General features: G+C 70.3%; 16 protein-coding genes. 4 read left to right on the top strand and 12 right to left on the bottom strand.

Features of this window, described 5'->3' with window-relative positions:
• Nucleotides 1-4: 4 nt before the first annotated feature.
• The 5 genes from H4F99_RS09970 to glyQ all read right to left on the bottom strand — a co-directional run bounded on the left by H4F99_RS09970 (nucleotide 5) and on the right by glyQ (nucleotide 9,559).
• The gene (locus H4F99_RS09970; RefSeq protein ID WP_182669586.1) at nucleotides 5-724 is read right to left on the bottom strand and encodes an SIMPL domain-containing protein; all 720 of its coding nucleotides are present in this window, start codon (nucleotides 722-724) and stop codon (nucleotides 5-7) included.
• A 32-nt stretch (nucleotides 725-756) separates the two neighbouring features.
• A complete protein-coding gene (locus H4F99_RS09965; protein WP_182669585.1) occupies nucleotides 757-4,629 on the bottom strand; it encodes a translocation/assembly module TamB domain-containing protein in 3,873 nt (1,290 codons plus the stop codon).
• A gap of 2 nt (nucleotides 4,630-4,631) precedes the next feature.
• Entirely contained in the window at nucleotides 4,632-6,422 is a 1,791-nt protein-coding gene (locus tag H4F99_RS09960) for an autotransporter assembly complex protein TamA (protein WP_182669584.1), read from the bottom strand.
• A 75-nt stretch (nucleotides 6,423-6,497) separates the two neighbouring features.
• Entirely contained in the window at nucleotides 6,498-8,642 is a 2,145-nt protein-coding gene (gene glyS / locus H4F99_RS09955) for a glycine--tRNA ligase subunit beta (protein WP_182669583.1), read from the bottom strand.
• On the bottom strand, nucleotides 8,639-9,559 hold the full coding sequence (glyQ, locus tag H4F99_RS09950; protein WP_182669582.1) for a glycine--tRNA ligase subunit alpha: 921 nt from the start codon (nucleotides 9,557-9,559) through the stop codon (nucleotides 8,639-8,641). The genes glyS and glyQ overlap by 4 nt, the downstream gene beginning before the upstream one ends.
• A gap of 100 nt (nucleotides 9,560-9,659) precedes the next feature.
• Between glyQ and H4F99_RS09945 the strand changes: the two genes are divergently transcribed.
• Together H4F99_RS09945 and H4F99_RS09940 are read left to right on the top strand one after the other, a co-directional pair.
• Entirely contained in the window at nucleotides 9,660-10,412 is a 753-nt protein-coding gene (locus tag H4F99_RS09945; RefSeq protein ID WP_182669581.1) for a glutamine amidotransferase, read from the top strand.
• 106 nt (nucleotides 10,413-10,518) lie between these two features.
• Complete coding sequence (locus H4F99_RS09940) at nucleotides 10,519-11,376, top strand: BPSS1780 family membrane protein (RefSeq protein ID WP_182669580.1); 858 nt, start codon at nucleotides 10,519-10,521, stop codon at nucleotides 11,374-11,376.
• 24 nt (nucleotides 11,377-11,400) lie between these two features.
• Here the strand turns inward: H4F99_RS09940 and H4F99_RS09935 are convergent, their stop codons facing one another.
• From H4F99_RS09935 to H4F99_RS09915, 5 genes are all read right to left on the bottom strand, one after another.
• Complete coding sequence (locus tag H4F99_RS09935) at nucleotides 11,401-12,084, bottom strand: RDD family protein (RefSeq protein WP_182669579.1); 684 nt, start codon at nucleotides 12,082-12,084, stop codon at nucleotides 11,401-11,403.
• Nucleotides 12,081-12,854, bottom strand: coding sequence for a twin-arginine translocase subunit TatC (tatC, locus tag H4F99_RS09930; protein ID WP_182669578.1), 774 nt, complete (start codon nucleotides 12,852-12,854; stop codon nucleotides 12,081-12,083). Before tatC ends, H4F99_RS09935 begins: the two co-directional genes overlap by 4 nt.
• On the bottom strand, nucleotides 12,838-13,254 hold the full coding sequence (gene tatB, locus H4F99_RS09925; protein WP_182669577.1) for a Sec-independent protein translocase protein TatB: 417 nt from the start codon (nucleotides 13,252-13,254) through the stop codon (nucleotides 12,838-12,840). The genes tatC and tatB overlap by 17 nt, the downstream gene beginning before the upstream one ends.
• Nucleotides 13,255-13,284: 30 nt before the next feature.
• Nucleotides 13,285-13,509, bottom strand: a complete 225-nt coding sequence (gene tatA / locus H4F99_RS09920; protein WP_182669576.1) for a Sec-independent protein translocase subunit TatA — start codon at nucleotides 13,507-13,509, stop codon at nucleotides 13,285-13,287.
• A gap of 79 nt (nucleotides 13,510-13,588) precedes the next feature.
• Nucleotides 13,589-14,458: a YSC84-related protein gene (locus H4F99_RS09915; protein ID WP_182669679.1), complete on the bottom strand. Its 870-nt coding sequence runs from the start codon at nucleotides 14,456-14,458 to the stop codon at nucleotides 13,589-13,591.
• A 193-nt stretch (nucleotides 14,459-14,651) separates the two neighbouring features.
• On the opposite strand from H4F99_RS09915, the gene hemH reads away from it, so the two are divergent.
• Both hemH and H4F99_RS09905 read left to right on the top strand, forming a co-directional pair.
• A complete protein-coding gene (gene hemH, locus H4F99_RS09910; RefSeq protein WP_182669575.1) occupies nucleotides 14,652-15,626 on the top strand; it encodes a ferrochelatase in 975 nt (324 codons plus the stop codon).
• The gene (locus tag H4F99_RS09905) at nucleotides 15,626-16,495 is read left to right on the top strand and encodes an alpha/beta fold hydrolase (protein ID WP_182669574.1); all 870 of its coding nucleotides are present in this window, start codon (nucleotides 15,626-15,628) and stop codon (nucleotides 16,493-16,495) included. The genes hemH and H4F99_RS09905 overlap by 1 nt, the downstream gene beginning before the upstream one ends.
• Before the next feature lie 7 nt (nucleotides 16,496-16,502).
• Here H4F99_RS09905 and H4F99_RS09900 read toward each other — a convergent pair whose 3' ends face one another.
• Together H4F99_RS09900 and H4F99_RS09895 are read right to left on the bottom strand one after the other, a co-directional pair.
• Nucleotides 16,503-17,027, bottom strand: a complete 525-nt coding sequence (locus tag H4F99_RS09900) for a hypothetical protein (RefSeq protein ID WP_182669573.1) — start codon at nucleotides 17,025-17,027, stop codon at nucleotides 16,503-16,505.
• A gap of 79 nt (nucleotides 17,028-17,106) precedes the next feature.
• Nucleotides 17,107-17,892 carry a M48 family metallopeptidase gene (locus tag H4F99_RS09895; protein ID WP_182669572.1) on the bottom strand — a complete coding sequence of 262 codons (786 nt, stop codon included), beginning with the start codon at nucleotides 17,890-17,892 and terminating at the stop codon, nucleotides 17,107-17,109.
• Between the last annotated feature and the right edge of the window lie 89 nt (nucleotides 17,893-17,981).

Genomic DNA, 17,981 nt, shown 5'->3' with positions numbered 1-17,981 from the left:
GCACTCAGCGCTGGAGTTCGAACACCGCGCGGACCGACGCGCTGTACTCCACCGTCGGCTGGACGTAGCGACCGGGGTCCAGGCGGGAGCCGCTCACTTCGATCCGGTCGAGTGAGGTACCCCCATAGCCATCCATGACGCGTGAGCCGACGCTGTCGATGCTGTAGACCGGCCCCAACGTGGTTCCGAACGAGCGGGCCATTTCGCCGGCCTCGCGCCGGGCATCCTCCACCGCCTTCGACTTGGCTTCCTGGCGCAGCGCATCCGCCCGGCTCGACTCGAATGCGACGGAAGAAATCGAGGTCGCACCGGCTTCCAGTCCACTGTCACGAAAGGCGTTGAACCGTTCCAGGTCGCGCAGGGTCGCCGTTACTTCGCGGCGGGCGTAGTAACCCTTGCGGACGGAATTTCCCTCGTCGTCGTAATCCACCTCTTCTCCGGTGTCGAGCGACGATGCGACAACGTCTTCCTCGTCGACCTCGAATCCCGGCAGGCCCTCCAGCAAGCGATTGACCGCCGCATCCACACGCTGCTTGGCGGGCAGGGGGGCATCGGCCAGGCTCCGGAACTCGAAGGTGACCGTAACGGCATCCGGTTTCACGCTGACCTCGCCGGACCCGCTCACGACGATGTGCGGTGCGTCAGGCAAGGGTGTACCCGCGCGAGCCGCGGCGAGGGACAGGCACAGCACCGGCAACAGGATGAAACAGGACGACGGTCTCATGGGCGCACTCCGCGCGGGACAATCGGCCGAGCTTACTTCTCCTTGCGCCAGTTGAGATAACCGCGGCTCTCGATCGAGCTGCTCTCGACCTCGACGTCGAAGCCCATGCCGAGCAGGTACTTGAGGGTCAGCACGGTGCCGTTGCCGAGCAGGGAGACGCCGTAGCCGACGTACAGGCGCGGCGACAGGCGCTTGCCGAAGCCGAACACACCGCCGGCCGTGCGGCTCTCCATCATGCCGGCATCGTCCAGGCCAAGCTTGTCGCCCAGCTGCGAGGCCAGCAGGCTGCCGCCCGCCGCCAGCGCGGCGTTGGCGGCGCTGAGGCTTTCGGTCTCGCTGTCGCTGGCGGTCGAAAGCGGGCGTCCCAGGGTCAGGTAGGCCAAGGCTTCCGACTGGGTGGATGCCGGGTCCGACCAGACCTCGACCTTGGGGCTGCTGACGCGCCCGGTGATGGCGACGCCCGCGGTCACGTCACCGATGCCGCGCTCCGCCCGCACGTCGAGGAGCGGATCCGACACCGGTCCACCGGACCAGCCCAGTTCTCCCCGGGTGATGGTGAGGTCCTGCCCATAGGCCTTGTAGCGGCCGGACACCTGCAGGGCGCCGCGCGCCGTCATTTCGCGCCCCGGAACCGCACGCACGCGCATGCCGCCGTCGAGCTTGCCCGTCAGCCCGAAGCCGTTGAGACGCACGTCGTCGCCGAGGGCGACCTCCAGATCGAGTGCCAGTGGCGACGCGCCGGTGTCTTCCGGATCGACGGGGTCGAGCACGACGACGTCGTCCGACGGCGACACCGCGCCGTCCAGCCGTTCCAGGTCGAGCAGGGCCGACGGCACTTCGACCCGGCCGGTGACTGTGATCGGCTCGTCCGCCGCGATGCGCACCTGCAAATCCGGGCTGGCGACCGCGCGCAGGTCGCGGGTATCGGACACCAGCACGTTGTCGCCGCGCACGTTCAACTGCAGCGGCGGCACGCCCTCGCGGAAACCAAGCACGCCGTCGATGTCGAGCCGTCCACCGGCCTCGTCGCCATTGCTGCTGAAGACCGAGCCGCTGAGTCGCGCGCTGCCGTCGCCCTGCGCGGCGAGCGTGATGTCGCCGTCCTGCAGCAGGATGCCGAGCGCGGGCACCTCGGTGGTGAAGTCGGTCAGGCGCAGCTGGCCGCCCAGGTGCGGCGCCTCGCGGGTGCCGGACAGGGCCAGCTGGCCGACCAGGTGCCCCTGCGGCTCCAGCACGTCGGGCGAGAACATCTCGACCCAGACCAGGTCGTCGATGTCGATGCCGATGCTGCCGTCGAGCGCCGACTGCGCGTCCCAGCCCGTCCGCAGCCGGGCGTCGAGCCGGCCGTCATCGTTGATCGTGCTGTCCAGCGTGGCTTCGATGCGGTTGGCGTCGAATTCGGCCGACAGGCGCAGGCCGCTGTAGTGGAAGGGCTCGTTCTGTGCTTCGGGCCGGAACTTGAGGCCACCGGAGGGCGAACTCAGTTCGACGTGGCCGTCCCAGGCGTTGCCGACTGGGCGCAACCGGGCATCCAGCGCCAGCTCGCCACGCATCACCCAGGGACGACCATCCCCGCGCTCGGGCAGGTAGGGCTCGACGAGCAGCAACGGCAACTGTTCGCCCTGCACGGCGACACCCTGCCGCGGCCAGTCCGCGCTTGCGCACAGATGGCCGCCCTCGCTGGCGGCCAGGCAGCTCCGGTCGAGCCGGATGTCCGCACCCGCGATGCGGAAGCCCGCGGGCTGCTCCAGCGTCCAGCTGGCGCCGCGTGCCGGGGCCAGGCGCAGGCGGGCCAGCTGGCCTTGCCAGGCCGCGCCCCGCCGGTCGACACCGCCGGCCAGTGACAGCTCGCCGATCTCGCCGCGGGCCTCGGCGTCGAGCTGCAAGGCTTCCACCGCACCGCGCGCCTGCACGTCGAGGGTGTCCAGGGCGACGCCTGCCTGCACGCCCTGGGCCTGCAGGGACAAGCGTCCGCCGCCGCCGCGCCAGGGCAGGTCGCCCTGCAGCGACAGCCGTTCGGCGGCGTAGCCGGCCACACCCAGCGCATCGCCGCGAAGGTTGGCGCTCAGGTCTGGCGCGTCGCGCCGACCCTCCAGCTGGATCGTGCCTTCGAGCCGGCCATGCCCATCGGGCAGCAGGTCGGCCAACTGCAGGGGTGCGACGCGGGCATCGATGTCGAGCGTGTCGGCGATCCGGCCCTCGGCCTCGATCCGGCTGCCGCCCAGACCGAGCGCGATGTCACCGCTGTAGGTGTCCCCTTCGATCGCGACGTGGGCCTCGCCGTCGAGCGGTCGGTCGCGCAGGCGGCCGCCGAGGTCCTCGATGTCGACGGTCGCCTGCAACGCGCCACCGTCAAGCACGCGCCCTTCGCTGGCGATCCGGCCATCAACCGCGCCCGCCCAGTCGGCGAGGAAGTATCCAGGGTCGAAGCCCGCCAGTCGTGCCTCCGCCTGCCAGGCCAGTGCGGGCGCCCACGCCACGTTGCCTTCGACGTCGAGGCGACCGGTCGGCATTTCGACTTCGAGCTGCTGGATGCGTGCCTTCTCCGCATCACCCCGCGCATCGAAGTGCATGTCGGCCTGCTCGAGGTCGCGGGTCAGCGTGGCGCGGCCGACCGCGGCCCAGGCGTCCAGGGTGCCGGCGACGCCGAGATCGGCGTCGGCGCGAATGGCGGGGGCCGCCGTTTCGCCTGCCGCGGGTGCGGCACCGGTCCAGGTCAGCCCGCGTGCATTCACCGCGACGCGCAGGCGGGTGTGCCCGGGGTCGCTGAAATCGGCATGGCCCTCCGCACGGACGCGTCCCTCGAGCGCCTCGACCACCAGCGGATCGACGTCGAGCACGTTGTCGCGCAGGCGCACGGTCGAAGGCAGCACGCGCGCCGAAAGCTCGCCCTGGACGACCTCGCCCTGCAGTTGCGCCTCGCCATCGACGCCGGCGATGCGCAGCTCCACCTGCAGCGGCGTTTCGGCTGGCACATCGCTGCCCGCCAGCAGGCCGGGATCGATCGCGTCGGCGTCGACGTCGAGATTCCAGCGCACCGGCGATTCGCCACGCAGCGTCGCGGTCGCGCGCAGGGCCCCGGGTACACGACCGCCGATGCCAACATCCATGTGCGCGAGGTCGCCGCGCGCCACCAGGCCCAGGCGGCCCGGGGTACGGCCAGGGGCGGCCGGCAGCACCGCAGTGGCCAGCAGGTCGGTGCGGTAGTTGTCGCCCGGCCGGTACTCGCCGTGCACGTGGAACAGGCCCAGGTCACTGTCGATGTCGAGGCGTTCGACTTCCAGGATTCCGCTGCGCGCGCGCAGGCCACCACGCAATTGGCGGATGCCGACCACCGGCACCGCTTCGACCGCGCCACCCGGGGATGCCTCCAACCGGGTGACGACGAAACCATCGACCTGCACATGGTCGGCCTCGAGCGCCAGCGGCGGCTCGATTGCCGGGAGCACGTCGGGCCAGCGCGGCAGCTCGAAAGGCTCGTCCTCCGACGGCGGCAGCTGCAGCGTCGCATCATCGAGCTCCAGCGCGTCGAGCCGCAGGGTGCGCCCGATCAGCGGGCGGATCGCCGGGTCCACGGTGGCGCGCTCGGCGGTAAACACCAGCCCGTCCATCTCGAAGCGGATGCCCCGCAGGGTCATCGGCCCGGCGACCGGGCCCTCCGCCTCGCGCCACTCCAGGCTGGCGTTCGCGGGCAGCCGGGCCTTGACCTGCGACAGCAGCATGTCGCGGCCGCCGACGGTCATCAGCAGCCAGTACAGCAGCATCGCCACCAGCCCGCCCAGCACGACGCCGAGGATGGCCGCCCGCACGGCCAGCCAGCGCAGGCGCGCGCGTCGCCGTTCGCGCAGCTCGCGGATGCGGGCTTCGCGTTCTTCCGGCGTCGGGCTGGGCGTGTTCGCGGCCATCGTCAGAGATTCGCGCCGATGTTGATGTAGATCTGGTAGTCCGAATCCGGGTCGTCCAGGCCATGCGCCACGTCAAGGCGCAGCGGCCCCACCGGCGAGATCCAGCGCAGTCCGATGCCGACGCCGGTGCGCCAGTCCGGGCTGTCGTCGAAGGCCGAGCCGCTGTCGACGAACACCGCCGCGCCCCAGGTGTCGTTGAAGTAGTGTTCGTACTCGACGCTGGCGGTCACCAGGTTCTTCGCCCCGGTGTAGTACTCGCCGAAGTCGTTCTCGAACGAGGGCCCGACTTCCTGGTAGGCATAGCCGCGTATGCTGTTGTCGCCACCGGCATAGAAGCGCAGGCTCGGCGGCAGGTTGACGATATCGTCGCCATAGGTGTTCCCGAGCTCGCCGCGCAGGATCAAGCGGTCGATGTCGCCGAGGCCGATATACCAGCGACCGAGCACGTAGACCTGGGCGAAGCTGGCGTCGGAGCCGGCGCCCTCGACCGCCCCCTTGACCTGGCCGGTGATGCTGACCGCGTCGCGCGGGAACAGCGGGTTGTCGACGTCGCTGTAGGTCGCCCGCAGGGACGGATAGAAATAGGTCCCGTAGAGATACTCGGGCAAGGGAGCGAGCGCGCCGCCGCCGTCATCGGCTACCGCATAGCGCCAGCGCTCCCGCAGGAAGTGCACCGATGCGGTTGCATTCCAGTGCCGGTTGATCTGTCCGCTGCGCGAGCCGACGAATTCCACGCGCCGCGAATCCACGTAATCGGTCTGTTCGTCGGCGTACTGCCCACTGATCGTGTACCAGCCGTCCAGCCAGGCGAACGCCGGGATCAGGTACTGCACCGTGGCGGTCTTCTTCTTCTCGGCCCAGTCGATCTGGCTCTTGAGCTTGTGGCCGCGGTCGTTGAGGTAGCGGCGGTCGAGTCCGAGGCGGATGCCGGCCCCGGTGTCGGTGCCATAGCTCAGGCCGGCCGTGTACACGGTGCGCTTGGCCGGGGTCAGTGTCACCGTGACCGGGACTTCGCCGTCCACCGCCTGCGAGGGATCGGGAGCGATATCGATCGTCGAGAAATAGTCCAGCGCGGACAGCGACTGGCGCAGGCGGTCCAGCTTGCCCTGGTGGTAGTAGCTGCCCTGCTCCCAGTACACGAGCCGTTCGATGATGCCCGGGCGGATGATGGTCTCCGGGTCCTGCACGAAGGTGATCGGCCCCATGTCGTAGCGGATGCCGCTTTCCCAGACCAGGTCGATGTCGGCGGCCTTCGCGGCGCGGGTGACTTCGACCCGGTGCGACAGGTAGTCGGAATCGAAGTAACCGCGCTCGGCCAGGCGGCGGCTGATCCGTACCTTGCTCGCCTCGTACGCGGGATGGTTGAAGACCTCGCCCGGCGCGGGCTTGAACTTGGCCAGATCCTCCTTGAGGTACCGGTCCTGGGCGCCCTCGCCGATGATCGCGATGTCGGAACGGCGCACCTTCACCGGTTCGCCGGGTGCCACGGTGATGGTGACGGAGACCGTTTCGCCCACGCGCTCGCGCTCGACGGCGATCTCGGGGTCGTAGTAGCCGAAGGGCTCGAGCGCCGTGCGGGTCTCGTCCTCGGCCTGCCTCACCAGGAAACCCAGTCGCCGCGGCCGCATCTCCTCGCCCTCGGCGTCGACCAGCGACAGCGACTCGCGGACGTTGGTTTCCATGGCCTCGTCGTCGAGGCCGACGATCGTGACCTCGCCGACCTTCGCCGCCCATGCCGGCCCCACGCTCGCGACGAGCAGCAGGGCGGCGATGGCAGGCAGGCGAGGGGGCATGGCCGCAGGATACCGGGCGGGTGTCAATCGTCCATGAAAGCCGCCGGCCGGTCGATCCGGCCCTGCGGCGTCCGGTCAGGCAGACAGGTGTTCGATCGCCGCCACGCTGCCCAGGCGTTCGCCCAGGCGCCGCAACAGGGCCAGGCGGTTGGCCCGCACCGCCGGGTCGTCGGCGTTCACCATCACCGCGTCGAAGAAGGCATCGACCTGCGGGCGGACGCGCGCCAGGTGGGTGAGCACGTTGGCGTAGTCGCCGCTGCGCAGCGCGCCGGCGGTTTCGCCGTAGAGCGCCTCGACCGCCTCGGCCAGCGCGCGCTCGGCCGGCTCCGACAGCAGGGCCGGATCCTCCATGCGCGGCACCTCGATGTCGGCCTTCTTCAGGATGTTGCCGATGCGCTTGTTCGCCGCGGCGAGTGCCTCGGCTTCGGGCAGCTGCGCGAAGCCGCCGATCGCGTCGATGCGGCGGTCGAAGTCGTATAAATGCACGCCGCCAAGAGGAATGTGTCGTGCAGCCCGCACCTCGGAGTCCGCCAATGCGTAGGCAGCTACTGCGTTGAAGTGCTGTGCCGGCACGCCCTTATCGGCGTAGTAGCTACGAAGTCGTTCGATGACGAAGTCATGGAGCTCCAGCTGAATCGTGTCCGAATTCTGATCAGCGCTCGCCTGAACCTGACTCGGGAGCAATCTGAAAGCATCGTTGATCAACTCGAAGAGGTTCAGTGAATATCCACTCTCGATGATCGTCCGCGCCAGTCCCAGCGCGTTGCGGCGCAGTGCGAACGGGTCTTTGTTGCCGGTGGGCTTCAGGCCCGCGGCGAAGCCGCCGGCCAGCGTATCCAGGCGCTCGGCGATCGCCAGCACCTTGCCGGCCGGCGACAGCGCGATGTCGTCGCCACCGAAACGCGGGCGGTAGGCCTCATCGACGGCATCGGCCACCTCGACCGGCTCGCCGGCCGCGACCGCGTAATAACGTCCGGCGATGCCCTGCAACTCCGGGAACTCGCCGACCAGGCGCGATTGCAGGTCGTTCTTCGACAACTCCGCCGCACGACGTGCGAGCTGCGGATCGGCGCCCACCGCCGTCGCCACGGACGCGGCCAGTGACGCGACACGCGCGGCCTTGTCGGCCACGCTGCCCAGCTTCGCCTGGTAAGTGACCTGCTTCAGGCCCTCGCCCATGCCCGCCAGGCCCTGCTTCATGTCCTCGACGAAGAAGAAACGCGCGTCGGCGAAACGCGGACGGATCACCCGCTCGTAGCCCTTGCGGACCTCGGCCTCGTCGCTGGACTCGATGTTGGCGATGCCGACGAAATGCTCCGACAGCCTGCCGTCGCCATCCAGCACCGGGAAGAACTTCTGGTTGGCTTCCATGGTCGCCACCAGCGCCTCGGCCGGCACCGCGAGGAACTCCGGTTCGAAGCCGCAACGCACGGCCTTCGGCCACTCGACCAGGCCATTGACCTCTTCGAGGTTGCCGGCATCGATGCGCGCCGTGCCGCCCACCTCGCGCGCCGCCGCCTCGACCTCGGCGACGATGCGCGCGCGGCGCTCGTCCGGGTCGACCAGCACTTTCGCGCCGCGCAGGAACTCCACGTAGTCCTCCGGCGCGGAGAACCACACCGGCTTGTCGTGCATGAAGCGGTGCCCGCGACTCATGCGGTCGCCGGTGACACCCATCAGCGGCGCCTCCACCACGTCCTTGCCCAGCAGCACGACCAGCCAGTGCACCGGCCGCGCGAAGCCGTGCGCGTGCGCGCCCCAGCGCATCGGCTTGGGAATCGGCATGCCGGCGACCGCTTCGGCGATCACTTCGCCGAGCAGGTCAGCGGTGCGCGCACCCGGCGTTACCGAGCGGTGCACGAAACGCTCGCCCTTGGCGTCGGTGGTGCGCTCCAGGGCCTTCCAGTCGACGCCGGCCTTGGCCGCGAAACCCTCCAGCGCGCGCGTCGGCAGGCCGTCGGCATCCAGCGCGATGTTGAGGTAAGGGCCGAGCACTTCGCCGCGCTGCTCGGGCTGCTCGACGGCCACGCCGTGCAGCAGCACCGCGAGCCGGCGCGGTGTGTACAGCGGCCTGGCGTCCGTCGCATCGACCTCGATGCCGCGCTTGCCCAGCCCGGCGACCACGCCGTCGAAGAATGCGCGGGCCAGGCCCGGCAGTGCCTTGACCGGCAGTTCCTCGGTGCCCAGTTCGATCAGCAGGGGCTGCAGCTTGGCGCTCATGCCGCCACCTCCGCGCTTGTGGCCGCCTGCTTCACGCCGGGGAACCCGAGTTTCTCGCGCTGCGCGAAATAGGCCTGGGCCACGCCCTGCGCGATCTTGCGCACGCGCAGGATGTAGCGCTGGCGCTCGGTCACGCTGATCGCGCGACGCGCATCGAGCATGTTGAAGCTGTGGCTGGCCTTGCAGACCTGCTCGTAGGCCGGCAGCGGCAGTTCGAGCTCGATGAGCTTTGCCGCCTCGGCCTCGCAGGCGTCGAAGCGATGGAACAGCTCGGCGACGTCGGCATGCTCGAAGTTGTAGGTGCTCTGCTCCACTTCGTTCTGGTGGTAGACATCGCGGTAGGTCACCGGAGTGCCGTCGGGGCCGTGCGTCCAGACGATGTCGAAGACGTTGTCGACGTTCTGCAGGTACATGCACAGGCGCTCGAGGCCGTAGGTGATCTCGCCCAGCACCGGCCGGCATTCAAGGCCGCCTGCCTGCTGGAAGTAGGTGAATTGGGTGACTTCCATGCCATTGAGCCAGACCTCCCAGCCCAGGCCCCAGGCACCGAGCGTCGGCGACTCCCAGTTGTCCTCGACCAGTCGCAGGTCGTGCACGCGCGGGTCGATGCCCAGCGCCTTCAACGAGTCGAAGTACAGCTCGACGATGTTGTCGGGCGACGGCTTCATCGCCACCTGGTACTGGTAGTAGCGCTGCAGGCGGTTGGGGTTCTCGCCATAGCGGCCGTCGGTCGGTCGGCGGCAGGGCTGCACGTAGGCGGCGTTCCACGGCTCCGGGCCCAGCGCGCGCAGGAAGGTCGCCGGGTGGAAGGTGCCGGCGCCGACCTCGAGGTCGAGCGGCTGGATCAGCACGCAGCCCTGTTCGGCCCAGAAGGCGTTGAGGCGCTGGATGAGTTCCTGGAAGGTCGGTGCGGCCATGCGTGTGCGATGGATCGGGGGACGGGGCAGTATAGCGGCCCCGTCGGCGCGGGCCCGCGCCCAGGCCGCGGCTGCGCGCACGCGGCGCGCATGCGCGAGAATGGACGCCCTTCTCCGTGCGGATCCCGTCGTGCCCCAGCGCTTCCTGATCGTCGAAACCGGCCAACCCCTGCCCGCGCTGCGCCGCCACGGCGGTTTTCCCCACTGGATCCGGGTGGCGGCCGGGCTCGCGGAACGGGACACCGCCACGGTCGACGTCGAGGCCGGCGAAACGCTGCCCGCCGCCGACGGCTTCGCGGGCGTGATCGTCACCGGCTCGGGGGCGATGGTCAGCGACCGGCTCGACTGGAGCGAGCGCACCGCCGCCTGGCTGGCCGAAGTGGCGCGTGCCGGCATCCCGGTGCTGGGCATCTGCTACGGCCACCAGTTGCTCGCGCACGCGCTGGGTGGCGAGGTCGGCGACCACCCGGGCGGTCGCGAGATGGGGACGTTCGAGATCGTCCTTGAAGACGCGGCCCGCGACGATGCCGTGCTCGGCCCGCTCCCGTCCCGCTTCGACGCCCAGCTGACCCACGTGCAGAGCGTGCTGCGCCTGCCGGATGGCGCGACCGTCCTGGCCCGCTCCGCCCATGAGCCCGTGCAGGCGTTCCGGTGGGGCGAGGCGGCCTGGGGCGTGCAGTTCCACCCGGAGTTCAGTGCCACCCACATGCGGGGCTACATCCGGGCACGGCGGGTGGCGCTGATGCGCGAGGGCCAGGATCCCGACGCGTTGTCGAAGGCGGTCGGTGCCGCGCCGCAGGGTCGCCGGGTGCTGAAGCGGTTCGTCCACGTGGCGCGCGAGGCCCGCGCCTGATGCGGCCATCGCGGCGTCGCTCCGGTGCTGGCACACTGGCGCCGGAGCGGCCGTGCCCGCTCGCACCGGCTCCCCCTGAACCCCCGCAACGCATGCAGGCGTCATGATGTCCCAGATCAACAAGGTTCCCGCCAGCAATGGCGCCCAATGGCTGCTCGATGGCTTCGCCACGCTCCGCAAGGCGCCGCTCGCGCTCGGCATGATCGGTCTGGCGTGGGGCCTGGTGTCGGCACTGGTCGCCGTGAGTGGCCAGCTCTGGCTCAACGCCATCCTGACGGTGCTGGGCCCGGTCCTGTTCGGGGGCGTCGTATTCGCCGCACGCGAGGTCGAGCAGGGTCGCAACGCCCATCCGCTGCACCTGTTGCAGGGCCTGCGGGACGGCAAGTTCGTGCACTTCCTCGCCCTCCTGCTGCCGCAGGTCGTCGCCCTGATCGTACTGGCGGTCCTGCTGGTAGTGATGGTCGGCGGCGACCAGTTGCAGCACATGGTCGACGTGATGGAAAAGCTGCAGGCCTCCCCCGAGCCCGATCCGGCGCTGGTCGAGTCGCTCCCGCTCAACGCCCTGTTCGCCTGGTTGATCGCGGTCCTCGTGGTCAGCGTGGTCGCGGGCTTTTTCACCTTCGTCGCGGTACCCGAAGTGATGCTGGGCGACCGTGGCGGTTTCGCCGCGATGGGCCTGAGCTTCCGCGCGTGCCTGCGCAACCTTGGCGCGGTACTGGTGTTCATGCTGCTGTTCGTCGTGATGCTGTTCGCCATCACCCTCGCCGTGCAGATCCTGGTGGCATTGCTGCAGTGGATGCTCGGCCAGGCGTTCGCGGTGTTCACGGGTCAGCTTCTGTTGACGGCGGTCCTGCTGCCCCTGCTCGGGGGCACGCTGCTGTCGGCGTGGCGTTACCTGTTGGGTGCGGGTGCGGGTCTTGGCGTCGCACCGCCGCCGATGCCCAGTACCGGGATCGAGGCCTGATCCCGGGAGCAGCGATTCACCGGCTCAGCCCAGCGCGGCCGTCAGGGCCGCCTCCGCGAGCTGCGACAGCGAGACTGACAGCACGACCACCAGCGCCAGCGTGCCCAGGCCGAGCAGGGCCAGCCATGCACGGCCCCATGCAGGCAGGCGCTGCGGTCCGCCCACGACACGGGTGCCCGTGAGACGGTCGTGCAGGGCGGCATGCGCGGGGGGCACCGCGGCCAGCGCATGACCCACGTTGAGCGTGAGCCAGGACAGCACGCCGGCCAGCTGGCGCGACAGCGCCCGGCCCGGCGTGAGCCGCCCGCCCTCGGACGTGGCCACCCGCAACCCCAGCAGCCGCTTGCCGGGGCCGCCCTGCCACGGACTCGCCTCGCCCAGCGCCTGCAGGATGATCGCAACGAGGACGAACAACAGCAGCGGCATGGCGAACGTCGTCCACACATCCGCATGGAGGGCGGCAATGCCCTCGTGCAGCCAGGGCGCACGCAGCGCCCGCGGCAGGAAGGCCAGCGGCGCCTCGCCGCCGGCAAACGCCAGGTGCATCTCGCGATATGCCGCGGTCAGGAACGCCAGCAGGTCCGCCCGGAGCCTGGCCAGCCCCCGCGCGAGCGGTCCTGCCAGCCATGGCGCGCACAGCAGGGCCGCAAGCAGCATGTCCAGCGACCACGCCACGCTGCGTGGCCAGAAACGCGCCGGCGCCGTCACTCCGGCGTGCGATCGGGCGCGGGCGAAGGCGCCAGCCAGCGCGACGCGAGGATACCCAGCTCGTACAGCGCCATCATCGGCACCGCGAGCATGAACTGCGAAATCACGTCAGGGGGCGTCACGATCGCCGCCACAACGAAGACACCCACGACCGCATAGCCACGCGCATCGCGCATCTGCTGCGGCGTTACCCAGCCCAGCAGCGACACGATCACCAGCGCCACCGGCAATTCGAAGCTCAGCCCGAAGGCCAGGAAGATCACCAGCACGAAGTCGAGGTAGGCGTTGATGTCGGTCATCATCGCCACGCCCTCCGGCGTGACCCCGGTGAGGAAACCGAACACGGTGGGCAGCACGAGGAAGAACGCGAACGCGCACCCGGCGTAGAACAGCAGCACGGCGGACACCAGCAAGGGCATCGCCAGCCGCTTCTCGCGCTGGTACAGCCCTGGCGCGACGAACGCCCAGGCCTGGTACAGCAGCCACGGCATCGCCAGGACCAGGGCGACGAAGAACGCGAGCTTGAGCGGCGCGAAGAACGGCGAAGCGACCTCGACCGCGATCATGTGCGCGCCTTCCGGCAACTTCGCCAGCAGCGGCGCCGACAACCACGCATAGAGGGTATTGGCGAACGGCAGCAGCGCGACCAGGGCCACCAGCAGGCCCAGCACGGCGCGCATCAGACGGCTGCGCAGCTCGACCAGATGGTCGATCAGGCGCGGCTCGTCCGCGTCTGCATGGCCGTCGCTGGCGTCAGGCGCGCGGTGCATCGCGTTTCTCGTCGGCAGCGCCGGGGCGGTCGTCCCGGGGGCCGTCACCCTGCTCCACGGTCGGCGGGTCGTTGGCATCCGGCAAGGTGCCCGTCGCGTCGCGGACCGCATCGCGCACATCGCTGGCGGAGCCCTCGATGTCGCGCTTCAGGCGTTCGCCGCCGTCGCGCATCACGCGGCCGGCATCCCGGATGTCGTCCTGCATGTCGCGCAGGCTGCGCTTCAGCTCATCGTCGGCGAGTTCGCGCTCGAACTCGGACTTCACCGAGTACCACTGCGCGCGCGCGCGCCGCACCCACAGGCCGGTGAAACGGGCCGCCTTGGGAAGGCGCTCGGGGCCAAGCACGAGCAGGGCCACGACCGCGATCACGAAGATCTCGGAAAAACCGATGTCGAACATGGTCGGCTGGAAGGCTTGACCCGGAGGGACTCAGCGCGGCGTGCGCTGGTCCTCGGGCTGTTCGGTGCGCTTGGCCTCGTCGGCCGCGTCGTCCTGCGCGATGCGCGCGGACGGCTTGTCATCGCCAACCCCGTCCTTGAAGCCCTTGACGGCTTCGCCGAGGTCCTTGCCGACGTTCTTCAGCTTCTTGGTGCCGAACACCAGCACGATGATCAGAAGGACGACCAGCCAGTGCCAGATACTGAAACTGCCCATGGGATTGCCCGTGGAGAGAGGACGCTCAGGATACCGCAGCCCGATGACAGCCGATGCGCACGCCGATCACACGGCCGGTTCAGGTTTCCGGCGGGAGCGGCTCGGCCTGCACGGGCTGCTCGACGGTCTCGAACGGCGCCGGCTGGGGCGCCTGGCCGGTCGCGGGCGGTACCACCGGGGCGGTGGCGGCCTCCGGCTGCACCGTCGTCGCCGGCATCGTGTACTGCGCCGGCTCGGCGCTGCCATCGCTGCGATTGGCCCGGGCGAAGGCGGTGGCTTCTTCCAGCTGGTCACGGAACGCGACCACGGCGTCCGACGGCGCCTGCGGGGCACGCCCCTCGAACACCATCCGCGGGGTCGTGCCGGACCCGTACACGGCCAGATTGGCGTCGTCGTCGATGCTCAGCACCGCGCCATCCAGGGCGATGCCGGCAAACAGGCCGCGCGCACGCGACCACGACCAGATCTCGGCCTTGAGCTGGCCATCAGTGGCGGTGGCGGCGTTGCGCCCGACCGGACCGGCGGCGACACCCGCATCGGCGCCCAGCGTGACCTTGCCGTTGACGATCGAATCCAGACCGCGCTCGCTGCGGAACACCAGCACCACGTCGGCCGACTGCACGCCGGCCTGCAGGCCGATGCTGCCGCCGGTCAACTTGACGAAACTGGGGTTGGACCAGGTGCCGTCGGGGTTCTTCACCGACATCAGCCCGTGGCCGCGACGACCGCCGAGGACCAGGCCGATCTTGAGGGTGTCCGGCACCACCACGATCCCCTTCGCCTCGTCCAGCAGCTTGTCCGGGATCGCCGACTCCGGGATGGCCTGGATCTGCGAGAGCACGCGTACCGCGTTCTGGGCGCGCTCGTCCTCCTGGGCACCGGCGAACGCGGGCGCACTGGCGAGCAGCGCGGACACCGACAGGAGCAACGCGGCGGACAGGCGGCGGATCGGGGCGTGGGGCATGGGTCAACTCCGTCATGGCGTCGTGGCACGCGACGGCGGCGCGTGCGAAGGTGGGCCGGTCTTCGCGTCGGTCCGGTTCATCGCAGGCTACGGCCGCTCGAATGAATCGTCACGAAATCCGCGACAATGTTCGCATTCTCCGGCGCAGGATGCGCGTCCACGCACCCTTGACGAACCCATGAGCCCTGCCCCCCACTCCGCCCTGGTCCTGGTCAACCTCGGGACGCCCGACGCACCGACGCCCGCCGCGGTACGTCGCTACCTCGCCGAGTTCCTCGGCGACCGCCGCGTCGTGGGCTTGCCGCCGCTGGTGTGGCAACCGATCCTGCGCCTGGCCGTGTTGCCGCTGCGGGCGCGGCCGGTCGCCGCCAAATACGCGAGCATCTGGCTGCCGGGCGAGGACGGCGGCTCGCCTCTGGCGGCATACACCCGTCGGCTGGCGCGCGCGGTACAGGCCGAGCTGCCCGGCGTACGCGTGGTGCATGCGATGCGCTACGGCCGGCCATCGCTCGCCTCGGCCCTGGACGGGCTGCGCGAGGCCGGCATCCGCACGATCGGGGTGCTGCCGCTGTACCCGCAGTATTCGACGACCACCACGGCGTCGGTCGGCGACGTGGTCGCGGCGTTCCGCGCGCGCGCGCGCGACACGCGGGTGACGATGGTCGATGACTACCATGTGGATGCGGGCTGGGTCGCGGCGGTCGCGGCGGCGATCCGCGAACACCGCGGCGCGCACGACCGCCACCTGCTGTTCTCCTTCCATGGCCTGCCGCAACGCCTCGTCGACGCGGGTGATCCCTACCAGCGCCAGTGCGAAGCCAGCGCGGCCGCGATCGCCGACGCCCTCGGCCTGCCGGAGGATGCCTGGTCGTTGAGTTACCAGTCGCGCTTCGGCCGCGACCGCTGGCTCGAGCCCTCGACCGAACACACCCTGCAGGCGCTCGCCGCACGCGGCGTGAACGACGTGGACGTGGTCGCGCCGGGCTTCGCGGTGGACTGCATCGAAACGCTCGAGGAAGTGGCGATGATGCTGGCCGAGTCGTTCCACGCCCAAGGCGGGCGCCTGCACTACATCCCATGCCTGAACGACCGTCCCGCGCACGCGGCCGCCCTCGCGGCGATCGCCGCCCCGGCCCTCGCGGAGCAGGCCTGATGGACCCCTTCTCCCTGGAGACCCCGCTGGGCACGGTGGCGGCCCTGCGGACACCCCCGGCACGCCGCCCCGCGGATGGCCCCCGCGTGCTGGCCCTCCATGGCTGGCTGGACAACGCCGCCAGCTTCCTGCCGATCGCCCCTCACCTGCCGGGCCTGGACCTGGTCGCGCTGGACCTGCCGGGCCATGGGTGCAGCGCCCACCTGCCGCATGGCGCCGACTATTCCTTCCCCGGTTCGGTCAACGCCGTGCTGGACGCGGCCGACGCGTTGGGCTGGGAACACTTCGTTCTGCTGGGGCATTCGATGGGAGCGGGCATTGCCAGCCTGCTGGCGGCGTCCTGTCCGGAGCGTGTGTCGCGCCTGGTCGTGATCGAAGCGCTGGGCGCGCTGGCCGAGGAGCCGGCCCGCACCGCCGAGCGCATGCGCGATGCCATCAGCGCCGCGCGGGCACTCCGGGGCAAGCAACTGCGCACCTTCCCCGACCTGGCCGTCGCGGCGCGGGCACGCATGGCCGGCGGGCAACGCGTCGGCAGCCGCCTGGAAGAGGACGCAGCGCGCCTGCTGGTGGAGCGCGGGACCCGCCCCGTCGATGGGGGCTACTGCTGGAGCAGCGACCCGCGCCTGATGCTGCCCACCTTCCTGCGTCCCACCGAAGCCCAGATCCGCGACCTGGTCGCCGCGATCACCTGTCCCACGCTCGCGCTGTTCGCGGACCCGGCCCAGCCGTACCTGCCGGATGCGCTGCGGCGGGAACGCGCCGCGCTGCTCCCGGACGGCCGGCTGGTGGTGATGGAAGGCGGCCACCACCTGCACATGGAGCAGCCGGAGGCCGTGGCCGCGACCATCGGCGAATTCCTGCGCGGCTGAGGCCGGCTTACTGCCGGTCGCGCAGCTGCATGCCGACCTGGACGTCGCCGTCCTCGCCGGCACCCACCGAGATCACCGCGTTGCGGTCGTCCTTCTCGAAGGTCGACATCGCGCTCCGGTCGTCCTGCTGGAGCGTCAGCGTTTCCTTCCAGCCCTGGTCCTGCATGCGCGCACGCGCATCGGCATACAGCGACAGCGGGTCACCCTTCGCCGTCAGCGACAGCACCTGGGTTCCGGCCATCTCCAGCATGCTTTCGACCCGGTAATCCACGGGCAGGAACACGTCGTCGGGGAAGTCTTCCGGCAAACGGACACCTTCGCCGCTGGCGACACTGATCTCGCCCTGGTCGGTGGAGATCGTCATCCGTTCGCCGTCCTGTTCCACCTGCACGTCCTGACCCGACGCGGCCTTGATCGCGCTCTCGGCGAGGCGTTCCTCGACCGACTGCTGGCAACCCACCAGCACCAGCGCTCCGGCAAGCATGCAGGAGGCGGCCAGGGGCTTGCATACGGTCGACATCGGGACGGGCATGGCAGGTATCCAGGGGCAGGGCCGCGACAGGGCCGGTCCTACGAATGACGCAATCCGCGGGAGGGGCCGGCCAGCCCTGTCAGCCCAGCAGCGCACGCGCCTCGGCCTTCAGTCGGCGACCCTCTGTCCGGAAATAGTCGCGCTCGTCCCGCCAGCGCGGGCACCGCGCTTCCACCTCGGCCCAGAAGCGGGGGGAATGGTCGGCGTGGATCAGGTGGCACAACTCGTGCACCAGGACGTACTCGAAGGCCGAAGGCCGCGCCAGCACCAGCGACAGGTCCAGCGCCAGGGTGCCATCGGGGGCAAGTGAACCCCATTGGGAGCTCATCAGCTTGAGGCGGGTGCGCCGTGGCGCACGTGGCAACGTGGGCAGGTACCGCGGCAGCCAGCGACCAATGTCGGCCCGGGCCTCTGCTTCGTAGAACTCGCGCAACGCGCGTCGCAGGGCCGGCTCGCCGGCGCGTGCGGACGTGGTGAAGCACAGCCCTTCGCCGGACGCGGCCAGGTGGGTGAAGCGCCCCGTCTGCCAGGCCACCGGCTGCAACGTGCCGCGCAGGGGCAACACGGCGGTCTCGTCCCTGGCCAGCGCCGGAAGGACATCCACGGTAAAGCGGGTGACCTGCTCGGAAAGCCACGCCGAATGCGTGTGCAGGAAATCATCCGCCGTCGCCGCAGAGAGCCGTGGCGGCAGCGTCAGCCGCGCGCCGCGCTCGTCCACCGACAGGCGCAGGCGCCGCGCACGCGGGTTGCGTACCCGCAGTACTTCGATCACGCGACCATCGGGCAGGACGTGCGGCACGACGTCCCGCTCAACGCGCGCGGCAGGCCGGGGCGGGGAAGCCAACAGGCGGAACGGAGGAGTCATGGGATCTTCGGATGCAGCGGGGCGCGGGTGCCAGGCACGCCCCATCCCTGGGGGCGCACCCATCATAGCGCCACGGCGCCGCGCAGAGA

Source organism: Marilutibacter penaei (assembly GCF_014145395.1).
GTDB classification, from domain to species: Bacteria; Pseudomonadota; Gammaproteobacteria; order Xanthomonadales; family Xanthomonadaceae; genus Marilutibacter; species Marilutibacter penaei.
Note: the sequence above shows the minus strand (reverse complement) of the source record. Positions and strands in the feature narration are given on the sequence as shown.

What these genes read in the sequence shown, in the direction of transcription:
- H4F99_RS09960 (WP_182669584.1), bottom strand. Translation starts at nt 6,422, where the DNA reads ATGCCCCCTCGCCTGCCTGCCATCGCCGCCCTGCTGCTCGTCGCGAGC.
- H4F99_RS09970 (WP_182669586.1), bottom strand. Translation starts at nt 724, where the DNA reads ATGAGACCGTCGTCCTGTTTCATCCTGTTGCCGGTGCTGTGCCTGTCC.
- hemH (WP_182669575.1), top strand. Translation starts at nt 14,652, where the DNA reads ATGAGCCCTGCCCCCCACTCCGCCCTGGTCCTGGTCAACCTCGGGACG.
- glyQ (WP_182669582.1), bottom strand. Translation starts at nt 9,559, where the DNA reads ATGGCCGCACCGACCTTCCAGGAACTCATCCAGCGCCTCAACGCCTTC.
- H4F99_RS09900 (WP_182669573.1), bottom strand. Translation starts at nt 17,027, where the DNA reads ATGCCCGTCCCGATGTCGACCGTATGCAAGCCCCTGGCCGCCTCCTGC.
- H4F99_RS09895 (WP_182669572.1), bottom strand. Translation starts at nt 17,892, where the DNA reads ATGACTCCTCCGTTCCGCCTGTTGGCTTCCCCGCCCCGGCCTGCCGCG.
- H4F99_RS09905 (WP_182669574.1), top strand. Translation starts at nt 15,626, where the DNA reads ATGGACCCCTTCTCCCTGGAGACCCCGCTGGGCACGGTGGCGGCCCTG.
- H4F99_RS09945 (WP_182669581.1), top strand. Translation starts at nt 9,660, where the DNA reads ATGGACGCCCTTCTCCGTGCGGATCCCGTCGTGCCCCAGCGCTTCCTG.
- tatA (WP_182669576.1), bottom strand. Translation starts at nt 13,509, where the DNA reads ATGGGCAGTTTCAGTATCTGGCACTGGCTGGTCGTCCTTCTGATCATC.
- tatB (WP_182669577.1), bottom strand. Translation starts at nt 13,254, where the DNA reads ATGTTCGACATCGGTTTTTCCGAGATCTTCGTGATCGCGGTCGTGGCC.
- tatC (WP_182669578.1), bottom strand. Translation starts at nt 12,854, where the DNA reads ATGCACCGCGCGCCTGACGCCAGCGACGGCCATGCAGACGCGGACGAG.
- glyS (WP_182669583.1), bottom strand. Translation starts at nt 8,642, where the DNA reads ATGAGCGCCAAGCTGCAGCCCCTGCTGATCGAACTGGGCACCGAGGAA.
- H4F99_RS09940 (WP_182669580.1), top strand. Translation starts at nt 10,519, where the DNA reads ATGTCCCAGATCAACAAGGTTCCCGCCAGCAATGGCGCCCAATGGCTG.
- H4F99_RS09965 (WP_182669585.1), bottom strand. Translation starts at nt 4,629, where the DNA reads ATGGCCGCGAACACGCCCAGCCCGACGCCGGAAGAACGCGAAGCCCGC.